The organism is Bradyrhizobium sp. BEA-2-5 (genome assembly GCF_032918025.1).
GTDB lineage: Bacteria > Pseudomonadota > Alphaproteobacteria > Rhizobiales > Xanthobacteraceae > Bradyrhizobium > Bradyrhizobium pachyrhizi.
Genome location: NZ_CP136629.1, coordinates 3,980,484 through 3,996,573, shown reverse-complemented (window position 1 = coordinate 3,996,573; position 16,090 = coordinate 3,980,484). Strand labels below are relative to the sequence as shown.

16 protein-coding genes and 1 pseudogene are annotated in these 16,090 nt (G+C 64.7%); 11 read left to right on the top strand and 6 right to left on the bottom strand.

What is annotated here, in order from left to right:
• Positions 1-199: 199 nt before the first annotated feature.
• Positions 200-877 (bottom strand): nitroreductase, encoded by a 678-nt coding sequence (locus tag RX327_RS18555; RefSeq protein WP_317251081.1) that lies wholly within the window; start codon positions 875-877, stop codon positions 200-202.
• 150 nt (positions 878-1,027) lie between these two features.
• On the opposite strand from RX327_RS18555, the gene RX327_RS18550 reads away from it, so the two are divergent.
• Entirely contained in the window at positions 1,028-1,276 is a 249-nt protein-coding gene (locus RX327_RS18550; protein WP_317251080.1) for a hypothetical protein, read from the top strand.
• A 125-nt stretch (positions 1,277-1,401) separates the two neighbouring features.
• On the opposite strand, the gene RX327_RS18545 is transcribed toward RX327_RS18550, so the two are convergent.
• Both RX327_RS18545 and RX327_RS18540 read right to left on the bottom strand, forming a co-directional pair.
• The gene (locus RX327_RS18545) at positions 1,402-1,647 is read right to left on the bottom strand and encodes a PilZ domain-containing protein (protein ID WP_026192700.1); all 246 of its coding nucleotides are present in this window, start codon (positions 1,645-1,647) and stop codon (positions 1,402-1,404) included.
• A 71-nt stretch (positions 1,648-1,718) separates the two neighbouring features.
• On the bottom strand, positions 1,719-2,687 hold the full coding sequence (locus tag RX327_RS18540; protein WP_050386754.1) for an AraC family transcriptional regulator: 969 nt from the start codon (positions 2,685-2,687) through the stop codon (positions 1,719-1,721).
• A 312-nt stretch (positions 2,688-2,999) separates the two neighbouring features.
• Here RX327_RS18540 and RX327_RS18535 point away from each other — a divergent pair, with 312 nt between their 5' ends.
• From RX327_RS18535 to RX327_RS18525, 3 genes are read left to right on the top strand one after another with little or no spacing between them, the layout of a single operon-like run.
• On the top strand, positions 3,000-4,109 hold the full coding sequence (locus tag RX327_RS18535) for a DUF2336 domain-containing protein (protein ID WP_063779968.1): 1,110 nt from the start codon (positions 3,000-3,002) through the stop codon (positions 4,107-4,109).
• 8 nt (positions 4,110-4,117) lie between these two features.
• Positions 4,118-4,420, top strand: coding sequence for a PilZ domain-containing protein (locus RX327_RS18530; protein ID WP_028332307.1), 303 nt, complete (start codon positions 4,118-4,120; stop codon positions 4,418-4,420).
• A 50-nt stretch (positions 4,421-4,470) separates the two neighbouring features.
• Positions 4,471-4,662, top strand: a complete 192-nt coding sequence (locus RX327_RS18525) for a hypothetical protein (RefSeq protein ID WP_028332308.1) — start codon at positions 4,471-4,473, stop codon at positions 4,660-4,662.
• 25 nt (positions 4,663-4,687) lie between these two features.
• Here RX327_RS18525 and RX327_RS18520 read toward each other — a convergent pair whose 3' ends face one another.
• Complete coding sequence (locus tag RX327_RS18520; RefSeq protein ID WP_317251079.1) at positions 4,688-5,563, bottom strand: MBL fold metallo-hydrolase; 876 nt, start codon at positions 5,561-5,563, stop codon at positions 4,688-4,690.
• Between the two features lie 310 nt (positions 5,564-5,873).
• Here RX327_RS18520 and RX327_RS18515 point away from each other — a divergent pair, with 310 nt between their 5' ends.
• From RX327_RS18515 to RX327_RS18505, 3 genes are all read left to right on the top strand, one after another.
• Positions 5,874-6,584 (top strand): dienelactone hydrolase family protein, encoded by a 711-nt coding sequence (locus tag RX327_RS18515; RefSeq protein WP_317251078.1) that lies wholly within the window; start codon positions 5,874-5,876, stop codon positions 6,582-6,584.
• A gap of 65 nt (positions 6,585-6,649) precedes the next feature.
• Positions 6,650-7,624 carry a glycerophosphodiester phosphodiesterase family protein gene (locus RX327_RS18510; RefSeq protein WP_317251077.1) on the top strand — a complete coding sequence of 325 codons (975 nt, stop codon included), beginning with the start codon at positions 6,650-6,652 and terminating at the stop codon, positions 7,622-7,624.
• Between the two features lie 76 nt (positions 7,625-7,700).
• The gene (locus RX327_RS18505) at positions 7,701-8,333 is read left to right on the top strand and encodes a DapH/DapD/GlmU-related protein (protein ID WP_317251076.1); all 633 of its coding nucleotides are present in this window, start codon (positions 7,701-7,703) and stop codon (positions 8,331-8,333) included.
• 1 nt (position 8,334) lies between these two features.
• Here RX327_RS18505 and RX327_RS18500 read toward each other — a convergent pair whose 3' ends face one another.
• A complete protein-coding gene (locus tag RX327_RS18500) occupies positions 8,335-9,957 on the bottom strand; it encodes an ABC-F family ATP-binding cassette domain-containing protein (RefSeq protein WP_317251075.1) in 1,623 nt (540 codons plus the stop codon).
• Between the two features lie 159 nt (positions 9,958-10,116).
• Here RX327_RS18500 and RX327_RS18495 point away from each other — a divergent pair.
• Positions 10,117-10,561 (top strand): annotated as a pseudogene (locus tag RX327_RS18495) (DMT family transporter).
• Positions 10,562-10,571: 10 nt separating this feature from the next.
• Here RX327_RS18495 and RX327_RS18490 read toward each other — a convergent pair.
• Complete coding sequence (locus RX327_RS18490; RefSeq protein WP_317251074.1) at positions 10,572-11,276, bottom strand: GrlR family regulatory protein; 705 nt, start codon at positions 11,274-11,276, stop codon at positions 10,572-10,574.
• A 285-nt stretch (positions 11,277-11,561) separates the two neighbouring features.
• Between RX327_RS18490 and RX327_RS18485 the strand changes: the two genes are divergently transcribed.
• From RX327_RS18485 to RX327_RS18475, 3 genes are all read left to right on the top strand, one after another.
• Positions 11,562-12,653, top strand: a complete 1,092-nt coding sequence (locus RX327_RS18485) for a hypothetical protein (protein ID WP_050386606.1) — start codon at positions 11,562-11,564, stop codon at positions 12,651-12,653.
• Positions 12,654-12,783: 130 nt separating this feature from the next.
• Positions 12,784-15,558 (top strand): xanthine dehydrogenase family protein molybdopterin-binding subunit, encoded by a 2,775-nt coding sequence (locus tag RX327_RS18480; RefSeq protein ID WP_317251278.1) that lies wholly within the window; start codon positions 12,784-12,786, stop codon positions 15,556-15,558.
• Positions 15,555-16,079 (top strand): (2Fe-2S)-binding protein, encoded by a 525-nt coding sequence (locus RX327_RS18475; protein WP_028332318.1) that lies wholly within the window; start codon positions 15,555-15,557, stop codon positions 16,077-16,079. Before RX327_RS18480 ends, RX327_RS18475 begins: the two co-directional genes overlap by 4 nt.
• Positions 16,080-16,090: the final 11 nt, after the last annotated feature.

The following is a 16,090-nucleotide window of genomic DNA, read 5'->3' as shown; positions in this document are numbered from 1 at the left end:
ACCAGTAGCGCATTTTTTATCGGCGGGAATAGCGGAAATGCGCAGCCGTGCTCACGCTCGCGCGATGGTTTCACGGCGCGGAATTCAATATCCCGCGGCATGGTCGATGCGTGCGCAAATGCGCCGGACGCGCCCATGCATCGCGCAGCTGATCGCGCCCCACGAGGTTGTTGCCCCTGAGCAAGCGATCGACGCCGCGCTAATCGGCAAAACCCACGTAACGCACGAACTCGTCGTTGTGCTCGCGGTCCGAGCGAACGGCGTTCGCGGCAAAGCTGTCGTCGGGATAGCCCATCGCGACGCAGGTCATGATGACCTCGTCCTCCGGAATCCCGGCGACCTCGCGCACGATGTCGGAACGCATGATGCCCTGTCCGTTGATCACGGAGCCGAGGCCGCGGTCCCATGCCGCGAGCACGATACCGTAGCAGAGCGCACCGAGATCGAAATGGCAGACCGCGCCGGGATCGAGCACACGGTCGTAGGTCAGGACCAGCGAGACCGGCGCGTCGAACTGACGGAAACCGCGCAGCACCCAGTCCTGCCGCATCGGCTTGTCGTCGCGCGCGATTCCCATCGCGCCGAACAGCTTCTTGGCGATGTCGACCTGCCGCGTGCGGTGCACACCCTGGTACTCGCCGTGGCTGACGATGTCGCGCTTGACCTTGGCGCCACCGACCATCTCTTCCATGTTGCGGCGGCGCACCTCTTCGAGCGGGCTGCCGGCGAGCACGTGGACATGCCAGGGCTGGGTGTTCATCGACGACGGCGCGCGCTTGGCGCTCTCGATGATCGCCTCGACCGTCGCCCGCAACACCGGCTGCTTCTTGAACCCGCGCACGCTTTTGCGTGACTGTACCAGCGTCTCGAATTCCATTCCGCGCTTCCCCGATTTTGTTCCGCGCTGCGCGCGGAATTTCCTTGATCTGACCAGGGTATTTTATCGACAAAATCGGCCATGGGAACTTGATCGGACCAGGAATCCCGTATCCAATCCGGCCACTGGTTTGGTTTAGGGAGAACCCAGATGAAGCGGATTTTCTTGGCGGCCGTGATCGCGACCTTTGCCGCCGGTTCGGCATTTGCACAGGACGCCTCCTGCGAGAGCAAAGCGATCGGCAAGGACGGCAAGCCGCTCGCCGGCGCCGCCAAGACCTCGTTCCTGAAGAAGTGCAAGGCGGATGCCTGCGCACCCAAGGCGGTCAGCTCCGACGGCAAGCCGCTCGCCGGCGCCGCCAAGACCTCGTTCATGAAGAAGTGCCAGAGCGGCGCCTGAGCCCCCGCATCGACGCCTTTTCACTCCCATCGGGACAGACTTCAATCGGGACAAACCATCGGGTCGCGCAGGGCGCGGCCCGAACGGCTATTGGCCGGTGGATCGCCCCTGACCGGCGGGCGCCCTCAGAACGAGACGCCGACCCGCACGCCCCTGCTCCAGACCCGCCGGCAACGCTTCCTGGTGTTGCCGTGAAACATTTCGAAACGTTCCGGCAACTGGATCGGCTTGGCAAATTCCAGGCAGGCCCCGCCGGCGGAATAGTCCACCAGCCGGCATTCGATCAGCGGCGCCTTCGGTTCAAGCTGGAGCTTGACCACGCTGGATACGCATCCGCTCGGACGAACACGCGCAAATCTCCGGGGATGCATTGCCGTCGCCTCTGGTGAAATCGTACCCACAGGCTCGTCGGCGGCCGTTAAGATTCCGTTCAGATCGGTGGTTACGAACCGTGGCTGCGGGACGGATCGGCCCGGGTGGCGCCCAGACGGCGCGCGGCGGCCAGCGTCTCCGACGGCGCTTCCCCGAACTGCGACCGATAGCTGCGCGAAAAATCGCTTAAGTGCCAAAATCCGTAGGCCAGCGCGCACGTCTTGACGCTGGGCGCACCGGCCAGCAGTTGCTGGCGCACCAGCCAGAGCCGGCGCAACCGCAAATAGCGATGCAGGCTGACGCCCCGGTAGCGCTGAATGGCGTCATGCAGCGTGCGCACCGACACGCCGATCTGCCTGGCGAGTTCGCCGCTGTAGATCGGGTGCGCCACGTCGCCTGCCAGAATTGCGCGCGCGTCGTTGAAGACCTTGAACTGGCGCGTCGTGTTGGCCCGCGTCGTCCACTTGGCCGGCACGATCTCGGCGAAGGCCTTGTCGATCGCGGCAAGCAGCGTCTCCTTGATCGACTCGCCGCTGGCGAACTGGGCATCCTCGGTCGGCTGCGAGGTCACGAGCAGGATGTGCCTTACTACTTCACGCAGCCGATCCTGCGCGCGTTGAGAAATTTCGTGAATGCTGAAATGAAGACCCGCTTGCGGCCAACCGCGGTCGACAATCTCCGGCGTAAACATCACCGAGGCATATTGGCGGGGCGTCTCCTCCACCGACGAGTAGAACGCGCCGCCGCCACCGAGCACAATGACCGCGCGATCGCGCTCGACGCCGTTGAAGCGGATCGGGACCCCGTCATCCATCGTGAAGCCGACTGCGGCGGTGTGCGGCGCAAGCTGTGCGTCGACGATCCGCGGAAAGGACTGCGTGTAGTTGAGGTCGCATCCCGGCAAACTCAGGATGACCTGCTCGGCCGAAATCTTCCGCGCAAGTGGCGTGAAATCAACATCCAGATTTCGGATCGAACTCCGGAATGCATCAACATCGTCAAAACGAAAGACTCTCGGCACCGGTAATGGCGCCGTCAAATGACCGCTCCCGTGAAATGCTCTTGAAAAATTGTGCGCGACGCGGCGCCTTGCGCGCCGGCCTCATCAATAAATTCCATGCACAAAATGCGAATCGTCCAATAGGTTCAATCAGGAAAAATGCGGTCCGTTCGTCGAACCGGGCAATCCGGCAATGTAACGCGGCTGCAGAATTTCGATAGTCTTTAGCGGGATATCCACCGCCGCGATCGGCCCTCCCAATCAATTTCTATACCCCTATTAAAGATTCGAGGAGCAAATTGGCATCGGGAACGATGACGTTCCTCGTCGCGGAGCATTTTAGGTACCGCAATGACAGTTATTGCCTCGCCCGATCTTATTGCCAAACTCGACCTTGTCTTGAAAGCCGGCTCACCCGACCTCCGCACGCGCATGCTGCAGGAGGTGGCCGGGCTGTTTCTCGAAGACGCTCACCGCCTCAGCGCGCACCACGTCGAGATGTTCGACGGCATCCTGGTCCGCCTGACCGAGAGCGTCGAACTGCGGACCCTGACCACGCTCAGCCGCTCGCTTGCCGATTTGCACCTGGTGCCGCGGGAACTCGCGCGCCGCCTGGCCAACCATGACGACGCCGATGTCGCCGCTCCGATCCTGCGCAAATGCGAATGCCTCCCCGATGCCGACCTGATCGACATCGCCTGGATGCGGGCCGAGGGACACCTCTGCGCGATCGCAGGACGCAAGGCCGTCAATGCGGAGCTCACGGACATTCTCTTGATGCGAGGCGACAGCAGCGTGCTTCGGGTCCTCGCGCGCAATCCCGGCGCTGATCTGACCAGCGCGGGCCTCGCCATGATGGTCGATGCCGCCGAGCGCGACGACGACGTCGCCGACGCGCTGATATCGCGCAGCGACCTGCCCCACCGCGTTCTCGTCGACCTCGTGATGCGATCCACGCCGCGCCAGCAGGCCCGGCTGCTCAAACGCGCACGCCCCGACATTCAGGACGCGATCCGCGCTGCGATCGATGCCAGCGCAGCCCGCGCCTCCGCAACCCCACCAGCCACAATCGACTATGCGGAGGCGCGGGCCACCGTGCTGGCCTTAAACAGAACCGGGCAGTTGAACGATTCCAGCGTCAACCGTTTCGCGATCAGGCGAGAGGTCCGCAACGTCGTCGCAGCGCTGGCGCAGCTCGCAACCGTTCCGATCGAGACGATCGCACCGCTGATGGAAGCCGCCGACATCAGCGGACTCGTAATCGCCTGCCGCGCATCGCGACTGAACTGGAACACAACGGCTGCCATCGTCAGCTGCCGGAAGGCCGGGCTGACGGTTGCACCTGATGAGCTACAGCGCGCACGGGACATGTTTGGAGGACTGGCGCTCTCTAACGCGCAGCGCACGATCCGGTTCGGTTCGCTTAGCGAGCTGACCGCGAAGCGCTCCCAGGCAATGTGAGTGATGCTATGACGTATGGTGACCGCAGGGCGGAACGCGTCAGGCTCGAGACGCGCTATCCCGTCAATCTCATGGGTGTCGACGGCACGTGGCGGCGGAGTTGCATCCTGCTCGACGTCTCGCAGAGCGGGGCCCGGCTCGAGGTCGACGGAACGCTCGATGTGCTGAAGGCCCAGGAGTTCTTCCTGGTGCTGTCCTCGCGTGGACTGGCCTTCCGCCGCTGCGAGCTGGTTCGCGTCGACGGTGCCGAGATCGGCGTGAGATTCATCGAAGAGAGACGGCGAAAGGGACGCCCCGTCATTCCAAGGTGAGGATTGCCAGATGAGGATTGCCGCAACCGGCCCGAAGGGAAGTTGACGACATGACCGTACAGAGAGCGACCAACATCACGGTATCGACCGTCTCCGCCGCACCATTGCGCGGGACCATCGAGATCGACTGCGCCGGCACCGTCGCGACGTTTGCGATCGACGAGGAAATGGCGCATCGCCTGTGCGCCGATCTGGAACGGTTCCTGACCCAGGTCCCGCGCCGGACCCGCGCAGCGCGGTGACCTTGAGCTGCCGACTGTTGCGCGCCTACTCTCGCTTGAAGCGATAGTCGAAACGATCGCCATCCGCCTTGATCAGGCCCACCGTCGGCGCCGGAAAATGCACCGGCAGGATCAGCGTGTCGGTGTCGGCAACCGACGCAAAGAATTTTCGCCGCGACACCGCTGACTGCTTCGGGTCCCAATCCGGCTTCGCCGACCAGTCCGGCTCGCGGCACTGGATCTGGTGATGCATGAGGTCGCCGGCGACCACCGCGCGCTCGCCTTTGGAGAAGATGTTCACGCAGCAATGGCAGGGCGAATGCCCCGGCGTCGGCGTCAGCGTGACGGTGTCGTCGAGCGCGTAATCGTCATCGACCAGCAGCGCCTGCCCGGCCTCGACGATCGGCAGGCAATTGTCGCGAAACACGGTTCCCGGCGGATCGTTGCCCTTGGCATGCTCGGCCTCCCAGGCCGCATACTCGCCCTTGTGGAAGACGTATTTCGCATTTGGAAACGTCGGCACCCAGCGGCCGTCGCGCAAACTCGTATTCCAGCCGGTGTGGTCGATGTGCAGATGCGTGCAGAAGACATAGTCGATCTGCTCGAAGCCGATGCCGAGCGCGAAGAGCTCGTTGCGCCAGCGTTCCTTGCCGGGAAAGTCGAACGGCGGCGGATGGCCCTTGTCCTCGCCGGTGCAGGTATCGACCAGGATCGTGTAGCGCGGCGTCCGCACCACGAAAGTCTGATACGTGATGACCATCATGCCGCGCGCTGCGTCGAAAACCTCCGGCTCCATCGTCGGCAGATGGCAGGCGAACACGCCCTCGTCATAGGCCGGGAAGAAATCCTGCGGCCGCCGCCACGGCCCTTCCCGCTCGATCACCGCGTCGATGGTGATGTCGCCGATCCGGATCTGCTTCATGGTTGTTTCGCTCCCAGTTTTTTGTAAAGCGTAGCGGGCGGCACCTCGCCTCACAAGCCGAGCACCGCGCAGCACGCCATGCGGCTTTGCATTGCTGGCGGGAAACAGCCATGCCGCAATTCGTCCGAAATCCTGCTCATGCTGCGGGAATGACCCATCGCGCGATTCCGATCGTCCTCATGATACTCACGACATTGCCGACAGCGGCGGTAGCCGCGCCCGACACCGTTTTCTTTCCGAGCGCCGACGGCAAGACCGAGATCGTCGGCTATCTGTTCAGGCCGCAAACGCCGGGCCCGCACCCCGCCACGTGCTGCTGCACGGCCGCGGCGGGCCCTATTCGATCAACGTCAACAGGGACTGCACGCTGGTGTCGCGGACCAATCCGTCGGCGGCCTGCAATGCCGCCAGCCTGTCCAAGCGCCACGCGATGTGGGGACAGTATTGGGCCGACCACGGCTATTTCGCGCTGCTGCCGGACAGTTTTGGGCCGCGCGGCAAGGCGCACGGCTTCGGCCGCTTCACGCATGACAATTCTGATCGCACCGACGTCAATGAGAAGACCGTGCGGCCGCTCGACGCCGAGGGCGCGCTGAGCTGGCTGCGCAGCCAGAAGGAGATCAGCGGCAATCGCATCTTCCTGCAGGGATGGTCGAACGGCGGCAGCACCGCGCTGAACGTGATGCAGCGGCAGGGCGCCGCGACGTCGGGCTATCGCGCCGCGCTCGTGTTCTATCCGGGCTGCGGGCCGGCCGCGCTGTTGGCGCAGACGCTCAGGTCGGCAGCACCGATCACGATGTTACTGGGCACGGACGACGAGGAAGTATCGCCCGACCGCTGCCGGGACGTCGCCGGTCGCTCCGTTGCTGCCGGCAGCAAGATCGACGTCGTGGTCTATCCGGGTGCCACCCACGATTTCGACGATCCCGACCGCCGCCGCCAGTCGAATCCCGCCAACAACGCGGCGCTCCACGACGCGATGGTGCGGGCGATTGCCGCAATCGACGGCTTGATTGATTAGGCCGCCGCAAATCGACCAGAAAGCACCCCTACCCGGACCGGCGATCCAGCAAGGAACCGAGTTGCTTGGGCAGGAAACTGAAATACGCGGCAGCGACGATCGTTGCCGTCGCAGCTGGCATCTACATCAACAACACCAGCCTTCTGGCGCCGCATCAGGACGGCAAGCCGGTGCTGCTCGCCCATCGCGGCATAGCGCAGCGCTTTGACGAGCGGGACCTGGATAACGACACCTGCACCGCCGCGCGGATGTTGCCGCCGGCGCACGACTACCTCGAGAACACGCTGCGCTCGATGCGCGCGAGCTTCGAGCGCGGCGCCGATATCGTCGAACTCGACGTCCATCCGACGACCGACGGCGAGTTCGCCGTGTTTCACGACTGGACCGTCGATTGCCGCACCGACGGCCAGGGCGTCACCCGCGAGCAGCCGATGGCGCGGCTCAAGATGCTCGATATCGGCCATGGCTACACGGCCGATGGCGGCAAAACCTTTCCGTTCCGCGGCAAGGGCATCGGCCTGATGCCGTCGCTGGACGAGGTGCTCAAGACCTTTCCGGGTCGCCGGCTCCTGATCAACGTCAAGAGCCGCGATCCCGCCGAGGGCGAGAAGCTCGCAACGGTCTTGAACCGGTTCCCCGCCGAACGGCGCAAGCTGATCATGGCTTATGGCGGCGACGAGCCGATCGAGACGATCCGGCGGCTTTCGCCGGAGACCCGCACCATTTCCCGCGCGGCGCTCAAGAGCTGCCTCATCCGCTATATCGGCTATGGCTGGACCGGCATCGTGCCTGATGCCTGCCGCAACGCCATCGTGCTGGTGCCGGTCAACTACGCACCCTGGCTATGGGGATGGCCGGACCGCTTCCTCAACCGAATGGCGGCGGCCAACAGCGCGGTCTTCGTGCTCGGCCCCTATCAGGGCGGCGAATTCTCGACCGGCATCGACGATGCCGACCTGTTCCGGCGCCTGCCCGAAGGCTATTCCGGCGGCATCTGGACCAACGAGATCGAGGCAATCGCCCGCCTCGCCGGGCGTTAAATCCGGCCTCCTCCTGTCATCTGTCCGTCATAGAAATTGTGCGACTGAAGCGGCTCGTCGCATCGAGGACAACGCTATGAACGCACCGAGCCTGACCCGCCCCAAGATTGCCGAAACCGTCATCGAGCCGACGGTCAAGCTGCGCGAGGTCAAGGTCGGACGTTGCTGCGAGATTCTCGGCGACACCGCGATCGAATACACCGAGCTTGGCGACTACTCCTATCTCGGCAGCGGCTGTATCGTCGCCGACGCCGTAATCGGCCGCTTCTGCGCGATCGCGGCGCAGGTCCGGATCGGCGCGCCCAATCATCCGATGGGCCGGCCGTCCCAGCATCGCTTCACCTACTGCCCCGAATATTACACGGCCTCTGCCGAGCGCGATCATGACTTCTTCAGGAACCGACGCGCGGATCGCGTCGTGATCGGAAACGACGTCTGGATCGGCCACGGCGTGATCGTGCTGCCCGGCGTCACCGTCGGAGACGGCGCAGTGCTGGCGGCCGGCGCCGTGGTCTCGCGCGATGTCGAGCCCTACACCATCGTCGGCGGCGTTCCGGCCCGGCCGATCAAGGAGCGGTTCAACCGCAAGATCGCCGCCGAGCTGTCGCAGATCGCCTGGTGGAACTGGCCGGCTGAAACCATCTGGGAACGCCTGCCCGAATTCCAGTCCGGCGATGTCGAGGCGTTTTGCGCGCGGTGGCGGGCTTGAGCTAGCTCCGCAATCCCGGAGCCTCCTGCCCGGTGCGCGCGACATATTCGGTATAGCCGCCGCCATACTGGTGGATGCCTTCCGGCGTCAGCTCCAGCACGCGGTTCGACAGAACGCTGAGGAAATGTCGGTCGTGCGAGACGAACAGCATGGTGCCCTCGAAATCCGACAGCGCCGTGATCAGCATCTCCTTGGTGGCGAGGTCAAGATGGTTGGTCGGCTCGTCCAGCACCAGGAAGTTCGGCGGATCGAACAGCATCTTGGCCATCACGAGGCGCGCCTTCTCGCCGCCTGACAGCACCCGGCAGCGCTTTTCGACGTCGTCGCCGGAGAAGCCGAAACAGCCGGCGAGCGCGCGAAGGCTGCCCTGCCCGGCCTGCGGAAACGCGTCCTCCAGCGACTGGAACACGGTGCGCTCGCCGTCGAGCAGGTCCATCGCGTGCTGGGCGAAATAGCCCATCTTGACGCTGCCCCCGAGCGCGACCGCGCCGTCATCGGGCTCGGTTGAACCGGCGATCAGTTTCAGGAGCGTCGACTTGCCGGCGCCGTTGACACCCATCACGGCCCATCGCTCGCGCCGGCGGATCATGAAGTCGAGACCGTCATAGATGCGCTTGCTGCCATAGCCCTTGTGCACGTTCTTGAGCGCGACGACGTCCTCCCCCGAGCGCGGCGCCGGCAAAAAGTCGAAGGCCACGCTCTGGCGGCGGCGCGGCGGCTCGACCCGTTCGATCTTGTCGAGCTTCTTCACCCGGCTCTGCACCTGTGCTGCATGCGAGGCGCGCGCCTTGAATCGCTCGATGAACTTGATCTCCTTGGCCAGCATGGCCTGCTGCCGCTCGAACTGCGCCTGCTGCTGCTTCTCGTTCTGCGCCCGCTGCTGCTCGTAGAACTCGTAATTGCCGGTGTAGGTGGTGAGCGAGCCGGAATCGATCTCGATCACCTTGGAGATCACGCGGTTGATGAATTCGCGGTCGTGCGAGGTCATCAGCAGCGTGCCTTCGTAATCGTGCAGGAATTTTTCCAGCCAGATCAGGCTTTCGAGATCGAGATGGTTGCTCGGCTCGTCGAGCAGCATCACGTCGGGACGCATCAGGAGAATACGGGCCAGCGCCACGCGCATCTTCCAGCCGCCGGAGAGTTTTCCGACGTCGCCGTCCATCATCTCCTGGCTGAAGCCCAGGCCGGACAGCGCTTCGCGCGCACGGCCATCGAGCGCATAGCCGTCCAGTTCCTCGAAACGATGCTGCACCTCGCCGTAGCGCGCGATGATGTCATCCATCTCGTCGGCCTTGTCGGGGTCGGCCATCGCCGCCTCGAGTTCCCTGAGCTCGGCCGCGACCACGCTGACGGGCCCTGCCCCATCCATCACCTCGGCCACCGCGCTGCGGCCGCTCATCTCGCCGACGTCCTGGTTGAAATAGCCGATGGTGATGCCGCGATCGGTCGAGACCTGCCCCTCGTCGGGCAGCTCCTCGCCGGCGATCATCCGGAACAATGTGGTCTTGCCGGCGCCGTTCGGCCCGACGAGGCCGATCTTCTCACCCTTGTTAAGGGCGGCGGAAGCTTCGATGAACAGGATCTGGTGGCCGGCTTGCTTGCTGACGTTGTCGAGGCGGATCATGCTCTAATACTGGGAAACTGAGGATTTGCGGCCTCTTATTCGATCTGGGACGCGGGTGGAAGCCCATTCCGCAGGTTCGTGCCGCGTTTCGTGCATGCCACGATCATTGCCAATCGAATATGACATGAAGCGGTTCGATGATCGGTTTTGGGGCATCTTATGCAAGTCTGGTTTCTCTATCTCCTCGCGCTTGGCGCCGGCATCTGCGTCGCGGTTCAGCAGGTCCTGAACGGCAATCTCAGGTCTGCCCTCAACTCGCCGGCCTGGGCCGGGCTCGTCAGCTATCTCGGCGGAACTCGTGACGATGGCGGTCGTGCTGGTCGCGACGCGCGAGCCGGTGCCGTCCTGGAAGCTGGTGACGGCAGTGCCGTGGTGGGCCTGGAGCGGCGGTGTCCTCGGCGGCATCTTCATCCTGTTGATGATCCTGCTGCTGCCGCCACTCGGCGCCGCGACCCTGCTGGCACTGGTGGTTGCGGGTCAAATGCTCGCGGGCATCGCGATGGACCATTTTGGCCTGTTCGGGCTGGCGCAGCACCCCGTGTCGGTTTCACGGCTGGCCGGCATCGCACTGATCATCGGCGGCGTGCTTCTGATCAAGGATTGACGGGCTCTCGTTACGCCCGGCGCATCAGCCGCAGTTCGGCCGACAGGCGAAGGCTGCGCTTGCCGGCCAGCGCAATTCCTTCGAGCTCGGCACCATCCGCACGGCACGAACCGGCGAAGCCGATGCCGACTTCATAACCGCCGAACACCGGGTACTCGCCCTTCGCCGAGGTATGCTCCTGGTTGACGATCTCGCCCTTCCAGCGGCCGTCCGCCGAGGAATAAGAGCCGAGATAGTAGAAGAACGCATCGCCGCCGAGGATGCGGCCGTCGATCAGGAGCATCACGCCGGAGAGTCCGGCGTCGACCCCATCAAGCGCGCGGAGATGGATGGAGTACAGTCCGTTGACAATGCCGCCGGGACCAACCGCCCCGCGCGGCGGCAAGGCCTCGTCGTCGAGCGGCGCCAAATTCGCCCAGAACACGCCGTCCGGCATGGCGTCGGCCTTGCCCTCGAGCAGGATGGTGGAACCCTCGCTCCTGCCGCGCACCTTGATGACGGTGACGTCGGCGCCCATCAGCGGCTTGAAGTTCGGATCGTCATTGTGGCGCTCGGTGATCACCTCGGCGGCGATCTCGCCTTCCGTCACCTGATAGGTGCCAAGATGCGCAAAGCCCGAATTGCCGCCCAGCATCTTGCCGTCGTGCAGGCACATGATGCTGCAGCCGAACGCGCCGTTGATGCCGTACTCGACCTTGTAAAGTCCGTTGAGCACGCAAAAATCCAAAAAAATAAAATTGATTCTGTTCGCCACATAGCACCGGGCCGAACGCCGCACCATTGCGTCTTTTGGCGCAGGCAAGCCCGCAATGTCCGGGTGTGGACAGCAGCCAATTCGTCGCTTAGCTGTAGGCACCGCCCGCGTCGTACTGCGTCACGCGGGATCTGGTCTGCCGGTCCTCCACTATCTCAGTTCATTGTGTCCAAGCATTTGCGCATTCCGCCAATGGTCGAGCGCCGCACCCGGCCTCGACACAGGCGAGGCTTCGAGGAGCATCACATGATCAATCGCTTTGGCCTGGCCGCCGCGCTGGCGCTGCTGCTCGGCAGTGGCGGTGCTGCCCTGGCGCAGTCGCTGCCCGACTATATGGGGCCGATCTCCGGCAAGACCTCATCAACGCCGGCCGCCGTCGCGACCAAGGACGTGCTGGCGCTCAACACCGGCATGTTCGAGCTCTATGGCGATGCGGCGCGGATCTTCCAGAAGAACATCCTCGACAAACACCCCGTGATCCTCGGCCTGTTCTCCGGCGCCGGCGGCCGCCTGATCCTGTACCGGCCGGGCAAGCCGCCGACCGAAGCGCCGCAGGTGCCGATCGTCTATCAGCTGCTCAAATCGGTCGGCCACAGCACGATGGCGCTGGCCGAGGTGGTCGGCCCCTATGTCAACAATCCCGACGACAAGGCGTGGCGCGGGTCGATGCAGGCCTATCGCAGCCGGATGCAGTCGGCGCTCGACGGGCTCGATGCTACGCCGATGCAGGCGGACTGGCGCGACAACAACCGCGCCATCCTCAAGAACAACATCGCCTTCATGGATGAATGCCTCACCGCCGGCGCGATCCTCTTCGCGACGCTCGAGGCGTTCGGCAAGAAGCAGGCGCCGCTGCTCGCCAGGAACGTCGCCTGGGCTGCGCAGACCCAGGTCGCGCACTGGATGACAGTCATGGCCGACTGGAAATCCCAGCTCGGCGCCGACTGGGACAAGACCTACGGCGCGAGCAACACGATCTATGTGGCGCGGCAGAACAACGTGATCTTCAGCGTGCTGGCCCAGTTCTTCGGGCCTGACGCCATCAACAGCCGCCTGATGCTGATCGAGACGATCTCCTTCACCACGACGCCGTCGGACATGCTGGAGTCGCTGACCCGGATCATCGCCGACCGCTCGGTCGGCGCGCTGTTTTTCGGCAGCTATCACCTGATGGACTATGAGCTGATGGGGGGCGATGCGCGCGAGGCGATCATCGCCGAGACCAAGAAGCGCGGCATGACGGCCTTCCTGCCGCCGCTGGTGCCGTTCGGCTCCAAGCAGTGGCCGACGCTGATCACGCCGGGTCCGGGACCGGCCACCATCGCCGACCTGAAGTGAGACCACGCCTACGACCTATTGCGACGTTGCGGTTGTGCTCGCTTTGCCGCAATACTTTCACGTGCATTGCACCAATTGTTAAACCCCGGCGCGATATGCCGTCGTCGAGGTGTCGATGAAAGATCAGACCATGCGGCCTTCGCGACGCGAATTCGTGAAGTGGTTGTCGGCAGGCGGCATCTCGGTCAGCCTGTCGCATCTGGCGCTGGCGAAGGAACCGGCTTTCGCGACCCGCGAGACGCTGCCCGGTCACGGCCATTTCAATCCGGCGGAAAAGGGCGCCGGCCGTGTCGACGGCGTGGCCAAGGTCACCGGCGCAAAACTCTACGCGTCCGACTTTCGCGCCGCCGACATGCCGGGCTGGCCCGCGACCACCGCGCACGCCATCCTGGTCCGCGCCGATGACGCGACGCATGTCTATGCCGGCATGGACCTCGCCCGTCTCGATGATCAGGCAAAGCCGTCGGTTATCGTGACCGCTGCCGATCTCGACCGGATCGGCACGCGGGTCCCGGAATTCTACACCGGCGACCTGTTCTGCCCGGTCGGCAAGACGCCGCTCTATCTCGGACAGCCGGTCGCGCTGTTGATCTTCGAGCAGTTCGACGCCTTCGACCGCGCGCGCCTCGCGTTGCGCGACGGCGGCTTCGTCAAATTCGGCGACGAGACCGGGCCGGTCATCCTGCCGAACTACGGCGCGTATCGCTTCACGCGCGTGGCGGGCGCCACGCCTGACGCGCCCGACGTCTATTCGCCGATCCAGGCCGGCTGGGTTTCGCCGAGCCGCATTCAGAACGCGGCGCTGCCGGTCTGGCTGCCGCTCGCCAAGGAGACCAAGGCCGACTACGCCAAGGCCGCGACCCATGGCGAAGCGATCCGCGCCCAGCTCGCCAAGGACGATCCGACACAGCTCGTGCTCGACCGCGAGTTCGAGACCCAGTCGGTCGATCCGATGTTCCTCGAGCCGGAGAGCGGTCTCGCCTGGTACAGCGACAACAACGGCAATCTCGAACTCTTGCTCGGCGTGCAGTCGCCCTATGAGGCGACCGAGTCGATCGCCTTCATGCTCGGCAAGGCCCGCCCGCCGTTCCGGCCCTCGCACATCAACGCGCAGTTCGCCCATGTCGGCGGCGGCTTCGGCGGCCGCGACCATACGCCATTCGTGCTTTACGTGGCGCTGGCGGCGATGTTCCTCCCGGGCCGGCCGGTGCGGCTGGCGCAGGACCGCTACCAGCAATTCCAGGGCGGCATCAAACGCCACCCGATCAAGATGCGCTCGCGGATCGGCATCGATCGCGCCAGCGGCAAGATCACTGCGTTCGCCGCCGACCATGTGCTCGACGGCGGCGGGCTCGCCAACTTCTCGGCCAATGTCGCGGTCGTTGCCGCGACCGCTGCGATCGGCATCTACGACATCCCGAAAGTCGACGTCACCACCGTGGCGCTGCATTCGCGCGGCGTCACCGCAGGGTCGATGCGCGGCTACGGCACGCTGCAGACCATGACCGCGCTGGAAGTCCTGATCGACGAGGCCGCCAGCGAGCTCAAGGTCGATCCGATCGCGTTCCGGCGCAACAATGCGCTGAAGCAGGACGGCCGGACCATGACCGGCAATCCCTACATCGTATCGGTGCGCACATCAGATATCCTCGACAAGCTCGAGAAGCATCCGATCTGGCGGCAGCGCGCTGACTTCAAGCAGAAGGCGCTGGAGGGACGCCTGGTCGGCACCGGCGTCGCCTGCGTCACCAAGGATTACGGCTCGGGCGCGGATTGCTCGCTCGGCCGGGTCGAGATCGATCCCGAGGGACGGATCGCGATCCACTGCGACCATGTCGAAATGGGCAATGGCGTCGGCACCGCACTCGCCAACCGGGTCGCGAGCCATCTCGGCGCCGTCGCCGGCGAGGTCGCGGTCTCTCGGGTCGACAGCTATGACGCGCTCGGCCTGGTCACCTCGGGCGATCCCTACACGATGGATCAGAAGACCCAGGATCTTGCCGAGAAGAACACGCGCTGGGTGCCCGTGATCAGCTCGGCGACCAGCGCGTCGATCGGCGCCCATGTCGGCACGCACTCGTCGGCCGAGGCGGCCCGCGTCATCTTCCGCTTCGGCCTGTGGCCGGCGGCGCTCGAGCTCTGGCACATCGCCAAGGCCGATCCCCGCGCCCGCCAATGGGACCAGGCGCACTGGAAGGATGGCCAGCTGGCGCTCGACGATCTCGCGCCGCTACCCTTGCCGAAGCTTGCCGCGACCGCGCATGCGCGCGGCTTCGTCACCGGCGCCATCGCGCACAGCTTCTCGCGCTGGGCCTGGTCGCGCGCGCGCTTCCCCCTGTTCGGCGAACAGTACCGCGCCGAGATCGACGCGCTCGCTGTTCGTCGTGGCCGGAGCCAATTCGAGCGGATCGACCGAACAAGCGTGAAATTCCCGCCGACCGACAACAACCGGATCGGCACCGCCTACACCTCGATGTGCGGCACGCTGGTCCGCGTCGAGATCGAGCGCACGACCGGCAGCTTGCGCATTGCCAAGGCCTACAGCGTGTTCGAATGCGGCCAGGCGCTGGTGCCCGAAGTGGTGCTCGGCCAGTCGCATGGCGGGTTCGCCATGGGCGTCGGCTACGCGCTGCTGGAAACTTTGCCGCCGTTCGAAGGCGGGCCCGGCAACGGGCAGTGGAATCTCGGCCAGTACCTGATCGCGCGCGGCTCCGATCTGCCGCTGCACGATCTTGAGATCGAGATGCTGCCGCCACTGACGCCGGACGAGCCGCCGAAGGGCATGGCCGAGGTGGTGATGATCCCGATCGTGCCGGCGCTGCTCAACGCGATCAACGATGCGACCGGCCACCGCTTCCGCTCTCTGCCGGTGACAACAAGCCTGCTCAAGGGAGCGCTGGCGTGACGACGCTCAACCTCACCATCAACGGCCAGAAGCACGGCCCGATCGAGGTCCGCGACGACCTCTCGATGAACGATTTCCTTCGGGAAATGCTCGGGATGACCGGGACCAAGTTCGGCTGCGGCGCCGCGCAATGCCTGAGCTGTGCCGTCATCATCGATAATCCCGACGGCACGAGCTACACCACCCCGACCTGCGTGGTACCCGCCGCGAATTTCGACGGCAAGGCGATCCGCACCGTCGAGGGCCACGCCAGGGACGGCGAGCTCTCGGCGTTGCAGCGCGCCTTCATCGACCACTTCGCGTTCCAGTGCGGCTATTGCACGGCCGGCTTCCTCAACGAGGGCCAGGTGCTGCTCGAACGGCTGGCAAAGACGCCGGTGGCACGGGACCAGCTCGAGAGCGTCATTGCGGATGCGCTCGACGGCCATCTGTGCCGCTGCACCGGCTACATCAAGTATCACCAGGCTGTGCGCGACGTGATCCTCGCCGATTCCAAACGCTATCTGACCGCCAGCAAGTAAGCGCGCAAGCA